Raw genomic sequence first — 6,739 nt, forward strand, 5'->3', positions numbered from 1 at the left:
TTTCCGACTCGGAAGTTGAAACCTTCAGCAATTCCGGCGCGGTTATATGCGCCCTGCGCCGCGGGCATATCCCCAAGAATGCTGGGGAAAGACCAAAGCCTTCAGCTGCCGTCATCTGCAAGCGCCGCCGCCTTGGCCGCAGTCCTCCAGGCGGTTCGCCGATATGCTGATCGCCGCGCCAGCATGACCAGTTCGACGGAATCAATCCGTCACGCGCCGATGTCGATCCGTGCGGATATGAATCGGAAGGGGAATTCGAAGGCAGACTCTGAAGATGGGGTGTCAAAGCGCCAGTACCCGAAACCTCGTCTGTCGCGCCGAGCCGGGACAGGCCGGAGAAGGGATATAGGAACAATCCAACTGACCGACCAACTGCCAAATCGAATTGTTCCATTGTAGTAGATCCCGTCTCAGCAAAGCCTTTTTCATTGAGCTGGCCGCACCTAAACAAAAATCTAACGTAAGCGGTCCGACATCAGTTCCCACCACATTTGTTTAACAAGAAAGTTGGAACCGGTCTGACTTCAGAAGGTTTGTCATTATACTGCAAACAGCTGAATGGAGACCCCGATGACCAACCACAGCCTGCTTCTGAGCAGTGTCGCCGCACTGGCACTCGCCGCCACCGCAGCATATTCCGAGAGCCATGTAAGATTGGATGCAAACGGCAATCCGGTCTCCGATGGTGCATCTGTTAGTTCCGATCCCCTTGGCGGTCAGATCGTTGTCGAGCAGGGTGACGCCGAAGTCGATGTCACAGTCCCCGATCCGGTTGTTACGGTTGATCAGGCCCGTCCCGAAGTTCTGGTCGAACAGGCGCAGCCTGAAATCACCGTGACCGTTGCCGAACCGACGGTTACGGTCGAGCAGCAGGCTCCGGTCATCACCATCGAACAAGCGCAGCCCGAAGTGGTCGTGACGATTCCCGAGCCGACTATCACCGTAATTATGCCCGAGCCGGATGTTAACGTCGATACCGCTGAGCCGGAGATCGCCGTTCAACAGCCCGAACCCATCGTTCGGTTTGTCCGTCCCGAGCCCCGCATCACCATCGAGGAATCCGAGCCGCGTGTGGAAGTGACTCAGGCCGAACCGCAAATCCGCTTGAATCGTGCCGAGGCTGCTGAAATCGCTATCGAACAGGCTGATGCCAATGTGAACGTCCAATCGGAAGGCGAGGGTGAAGTTATTCTGTCCGAAGCCGACCCGGTCGTGAACATCGAACAGTCTGGGCAAGCGGACGTAAACGTCGATCAGGCCGAAGCACGTGTTGTAATTGATGGTAATACCGATCCGGCGGTTACTATCGACGGGACTGATGGCGAGCGCACGGAAGCCGTCTCTACGGACGTTCAGCCGCCAGCCGATCCTGCTGCTTCAATGTTTGCTGATGTACGTGTATCCGATCTGGTCGGTATGGATGTTCAGGGCGAAACCGGCAATGAAGTTGGCGAAATCGACAGCATCGTAAAAGGCAACGATGGACTTGTTGCGATTGTTGGAGTCGGTGGTTTCCTCGGACTGGGGGAACATGAGGTTGCCATCGCGCTTGATCGTTTCGAGCGTTCGGACGACGTATTGATCCTGAACGCCCTGACCGAATCCGAACTGGAGGCCATGCCGGCATGGGATAAATCTGGCGAAGTTCAGGCGCTGGATATGATGGTCGGCGATATTAAGTGACGGTTGTCGCAAGGTTATAAGTTAGGCACAGGGTCCCGCTTCGGCGGGGCCTTTTCATTTTGATCGACCGGTCAGGCGGGTCGCCCCTTTTCATCATGAAAGCAGCTAAGCCGGTCAGCCTGATCCAAGCCGACACTGGCTCAGCACTCATGCGATGGCTGAAACACAGGGATGTCCACGGTGTGACAACGGCTGGTGGTCGCCAGTTTGATTTATACAACGGCTATCTGTGATCTGCCCGAAGCAGCGCTCTGACGGGCGGTGCGGGATGACGTATGGGGTTGGTTCTTCACCGTTCTTGACCCGAGCGTAGTGCGTTCCGCTCCGATCGTGTTTATCTTCCGTCGACATTGTGGAGCTTGTGGTGCCGACACATCGCGAAGTTTTTCTTTATTTTTACCCCTGATTTGGCAATTGTTGCGCCGGGGGGCGCACAGGCGTCCAGACCGTAGATCGAGAGGGACACCTGATGAGCAAACGTGATGAACTGATCGGAAAATATGCCGATGAAATCCGCAGCAAGATTGGCGAAGCGCCCGATATGGACCTTCTGCGCAAAGTAACCATCGGGTGCGGCCCCTCGATCTACAACCGCGACAGCTCAACCGTGTCGACCACCTCCAAGGAGGAGATGACTACGGTGAAGAACAACTTCCTCATCAAGAAGCTGGGTCTGTCCGACGGACCGAAGCTGGATGAGGCCATCAGCACAGTGGCCGAAAAGTACGGCAAATCGAACACCAACAAGTATCGCGCCGTATTCTATTACCTGCTGACCAAGCACTTCGGGAAAGCCAGCGTCTACGGCTGACGCCGGACCAGGACCGCTGTTTGATCGGGTGCCTTCCGAAACGAAGGCGCCCGTTTTCCGTTCGCGCTCCATCTTGCGAGCCCTGCTGACGCATCCCATCTTCTGTAACGAGGTCTGCACCCGCACCGCGCCTGGAACAGGGCGGCGCATCCGGCAGGCGCTTTATAGGAGAGACGATATGAACGTGGAGAAGTTCACCGAACGCGCGCGCGGCTTCCTTCAGGCTGCACAGACGATCGCCACGCGTGAAGAGCATCAGCAGTTGATGCCGGAGCATTTGCTAAAGGCGATTTTGGATGACGAACAGGGCATGGCTGCGAACCTGATCGCGGCAGCTGGCGGTGCGCCCGACCGGGTGCGCCAGGCTGTCGACATTTCGGTTTCGAAGCTGCCCAAGGTGTCGGGAGATGCGGGGCAGGTCTATCTGTCGCGCGAACTGACCCGTGTGTTGGATGAGGCCGAAACGGTGGCGAAAAAGGCTGGCGACAGTTTCGTGCCGGTCGAGCGGGTGCTGATGGCGCTGGCGATGGTCAAGTCCAAAGCCAAGGACGCGCTGGATGCAGGTGCGGTCAATGCACAGGCGTTGAACGCCGCGATTAACGACGTACGCAAAGGGCGGACAGCGGATTCGGCGTCCGCGGAGGATACCTATGAAGCGCTTGGCAAATATGCCCGTGACCTGACCGAAGCCGCGCGCGAGGGTAAGATCGATCCGATCATCGGACGTGACGAGGAAATCCGTCGCGCCATGCAGGTGCTGAGCCGCCGCACCAAGAACAACCCTGTTCTGATTGGCGAGCCTGGCACCGGCAAGACGGCCATCGCGGAAGGTCTGGCCTTGCGGATCGTCAATGGCGACGTGCCGGAATCCTTGCGCGACAAGCGACTGATGTCGCTGGATATGGGCGCGCTGATCGCGGGGGCGAAATATCGCGGTGAGTTCGAGGAGCGGTTGAAAGCTGTGCTGTCGGAAGTGACTGCAGCGGCTGGCGAAGTGATACTGTTCATCGATGAGATGCACACGCTGGTCGGCGCAGGCAAATCCGACGGCGCGATGGATGCCGCCAACCTGATCAAGCCGGCACTGGCGCGAGGGGAGTTGCACTGTATCGGCGCGACGACCTTGGATGAGTACCGCAAGTACGTAGAGAAGGACGCAGCCTTGGCGCGTCGTTTCCAGCCCTTGATGGTCGATGAGCCGTCGGTGTCTGACACCATCAGCATCCTGCGCGGTATCAAGGAGAAGTACGAGTTGCACCACGGTGTACGGATCTCGGACGCGGCTCTGGTGGCGGCGGCGACTTTGTCGAACCGCTATATCACGGATCGTTTCCTTCCGGACAAAGCCATTGACCTGGTCGATGAAGCCGCATCGCGGTTGCGGATGGAAGTGGACAGCAAGCCCGAAGAACTGGACGCACTGGATCGCGATATATTGCAAAAGCAAATCGAGGTGGAGGCCCTGCGGCTTGAGGATGATCAGGCATCTAAAGACCGGCTGGAAAATCTGGAGCGGTCGCTCTCCGATCTGCAGGAGCAATCCGCGTCGATGACGGCTGCTTGGCAGGCCGAGCGTGATAAGCTGGACACTGCACGTGACCTTAAGGAGCAGCTGGACCATTCGCGTGTCGAACTGGATCAGGCCAAACGCGAAGGCAATTTCGGTCGCGCCGGTGAGTTGCAGTACGGGCGTATCCCCGAGCTTGAGAAACAGTTGGCCGAAGCCGAGAGTCGCGAAGGCGATATGATGGTCGAAGAAGCCGTGCGCCCAGAACAGATCGCCAGTGTGGTCGAGCGCTGGACTGGCATTCCGATGTCTCGGATGCTGGAAGGCGAGCGCGAAAAGCTGCTGCGGATGGAGGACGAGCTTGGCCGCCGCGTCATTGGTCAGCATACGGCGGTCACGGCGGTTGCGAATGCCGTCCGGCGTGCGCGCGCTGGTCTGAACGACGAAGCGCGCCCTTTGGGCAGCTTCCTGATGTTGGGACCGACCGGCGTGGGCAAGACCGAGTTGACGAAGGCCTTGGCCGAATTTCTGTTCGACGACGATGGGGCGATGGTTCGCATCGACATGTCTGAGTTCATGGAAAAACACGCCGTGTCACGTCTGATCGGCGCGCCGCCGGGATACGTTGGCTATGAAGAAGGTGGTGTCCTGACTGAAGCCGTTCGGCGCAGACCCTACCAAGTTGTGCTGTTCGACGAAGTCGAGAAGGCACATCCGGACGTGTTCAACGTGCTCTTGCAAGTGCTGGACGACGGTATCTTGACCGATGGCCAGGGCCGCAAGGTCGATTTCAAGCAGACACTGATCATCCTGACGTCGAACCTTGGCGCTCAGGCGTTGAGTCAACTGCCGGATGGGGCCGATGCAGCGCAGGCCAAACGGGATGTTATGGATGCGGTTCGCTCCCATTTCCGGCCCGAGTTTTTGAATCGTCTGGACGAGACGATCATTTTCGACCGGCTTGCGCGGGAGGATATGGCCGGAATTGTCGACATTCAGGTCGAGCGGCTGGTCAAACGGTTGGCCGGGCGCAAGATCGAGTTGCATCTGGACGAAGAGGCTAGGGCATGGCTGGCGAACGAGGGGTATGATCCGGTCTTCGGTGCGCGTCCGCTCAAGCGAGTGCTTCAGAGATCACTGCAAAACCCGTTGGCTGAGATGCTGCTGGCCGGGGAGATTGCCGACGACAGTGACATACCGGTAAGCGCTGGTCCCGATGGCTTGATCATTGGTGGCCGGCTGGCATCCTCGGAACGGCATCCGCCCGAGGATGCGGTCGTTCACTGAAATCGTTCCTCAGAAGGGCGGCTCCGAAGGCCGCCCTTCTTGTTGGGTGGAGGGTCACGCCTTGCAGCGCGCGCCATGGACAGGTCGCGGCTCCATCCCAAGTAGAACAACTGATGATTACACATAACGTCACGCCGGTTCACATTGCCGCGTAACAGGGAACCCCTGAGCTATCGGATTGCTTATGTTTATGAGAAGCTGTCCAAGTTTCGAGCATCGAAAGGGAACCCTCTTGTTGATGTCCTTTCAAGCCGACCAAACGAGTATCTAGAATGCACATGTCCAACCTCACCCGCGCAGATGTGACCCCCGAAGCCATCTGGATGAATCGGCGGCAGATCATTGCAGCGATGGGAGCAGGGTCCTTAGCCGGAGGTATCGGATTTGGCGCGCGTGCTCAGAATACTCTGGAACCGCATTCCTGGGAGCAGATCACCGGTTACAACAACTTCTATGAGTTTGGCATCGGCAAGGATGACCCTGCCAAAAATGCTGGCGCAATGAAAACCGAGCCGTGGACTGTCAAGGTCGACGGACTGGTGGACAATCCCGGCGAATTTTCGCTGGCGGATCTGATCGGCGATATCCCGACCGAAGAGCGTATCTATCGATTTCGCTGTGTCGAAGCATGGTCGATGGTAATCCCGTGGAACGGATTTGAGTTGAACAAACTGCTGGCCAAAGTGGGCGTGAAGCCTGAGGCGAAGTTTGTTGCTTTCGAGACGGCGGTTCTGCCGGATGTCATGGATGGGGTAAATTACCCTATCCTTGATTGGCCATATCGCGAAGGCCTGCGGCTGGACGAGGCAATGCATCCTCTGACGATCATGGCGACCGGTTTATACGGCAAGCCGATCCCGAACCAGAACGGCGCGCCGATGCGTCTGGTCGTACCTTGGAAGTATGGTTTCAAGTCCATCAAGTCGATCGTGCGGATGTCGCTGGTGGAAGATCAACCCCATGCGACCTGGCAACAGACCAATCCGAAGGAATATGGATTCTATTCAAACGTGAACCCGGATGTGGACCATCCGAGATGGTCGCAGGCGAGTGAGCGGGTGATCGGTGCCGGTCTGTTCGGGGGGCGGATCGATACCCTGCCTTTCAACGGCTATGCGGATCAAGTTGCATCGCTCTATGATGGAATGGATCTTCGCGAAAACTTCTGACCCGATGACGGCAATCGCGACATTCGGTGCCCGCGTTTCCAACGTGGCACGAAAGGTGCCGACTTGGCCTGTATACCTGGCCGGCATGGTGCCGGGGGCATGGCTGATCTGGCAGACGGTGTTCGGTGGCCGTTATATTGACCCGGTTCGCGCGCTTGAAACGCAGCTTGGCCTGTATTCACTGCAATTCTTGCTTGCGTCGCTGACTATCACACCGCTGTTGCGATTTGCGCGGATCAACATGCTGAAGTTTCGGAAAGTGTTAGGTCTGCTGGCCTTTGG

The 6,739-nt window shown here is 57.7% G+C and carries 6 protein-coding genes (1 of these 6 running past the window's edge); all 6 read left to right on the top strand.

Annotated elements, in window-relative coordinates:
- The first annotated feature begins 654 nt into the window (after positions 1–654).
- Positions 655–1,683 carry a PRC-barrel domain-containing protein gene (locus AC13C2_RS17520; RefSeq protein WP_482887602.1) on the top strand — a complete coding sequence of 343 codons (1,029 nt, stop codon included), beginning with the start codon at positions 655–657 and terminating at the stop codon, positions 1,681–1,683.
- Between the two features lie 95 nt (positions 1,684–1,778).
- The gene (locus AC13C2_RS17525) at positions 1,779–1,916 is read left to right on the top strand and encodes a hypothetical protein (protein ID WP_482887603.1); all 138 of its coding nucleotides are present in this window, start codon (positions 1,779–1,781) and stop codon (positions 1,914–1,916) included.
- A gap of 236 nt (positions 1,917–2,152) precedes the next feature.
- Complete coding sequence (locus tag AC13C2_RS17530) at positions 2,153–2,494, top strand: DUF2853 family protein (protein ID WP_482887604.1); 342 nt, start codon at positions 2,153–2,155, stop codon at positions 2,492–2,494.
- Positions 2,495–2,672: 178 nt separating this feature from the next.
- Positions 2,673–5,288 (top strand): ATP-dependent chaperone ClpB, encoded by a 2,616-nt coding sequence (clpB, locus tag AC13C2_RS17535; RefSeq protein WP_482887605.1) that lies wholly within the window; start codon positions 2,673–2,675, stop codon positions 5,286–5,288.
- A 278-nt stretch (positions 5,289–5,566) separates the two neighbouring features.
- Positions 5,567–6,457 carry a protein-methionine-sulfoxide reductase catalytic subunit MsrP gene (msrP, locus tag AC13C2_RS17540; RefSeq protein WP_342707722.1) on the top strand — a complete coding sequence of 297 codons (891 nt, stop codon included), beginning with the start codon at positions 5,567–5,569 and terminating at the stop codon, positions 6,455–6,457.
- Between the two features lie 4 nt (positions 6,458–6,461).
- On the top strand, positions 6,462–6,739 hold the start of the coding sequence (locus tag AC13C2_RS17545; RefSeq protein ID WP_092761046.1) for a protein-methionine-sulfoxide reductase heme-binding subunit MsrQ. It continues 337 nt past the right edge of the window; the window shows 278 of its 615 coding nt (coding positions 1–278); its start codon is at positions 6,462–6,464; its stop codon lies beyond the right edge, outside the window.

This window comes from Jannaschia sp. L-14R (genome assembly GCF_056857695.1).

Coding starts and splice junctions, on each gene's coding strand:
- AC13C2_RS17530 (WP_482887604.1), top strand. CDS start 2,153: ATGAGCAAACGTGATGAACTGATCGGAAAATATGCCGATGAAATCCGC.
- msrP (WP_342707722.1), top strand. CDS start 5,567: ATGTCCAACCTCACCCGCGCAGATGTGACCCCCGAAGCCATCTGGATG.
- clpB (WP_482887605.1), top strand. CDS start 2,673: ATGAACGTGGAGAAGTTCACCGAACGCGCGCGCGGCTTCCTTCAGGCT.
- AC13C2_RS17525 (WP_482887603.1), top strand. CDS start 1,779: ATGAAAGCAGCTAAGCCGGTCAGCCTGATCCAAGCCGACACTGGCTCA.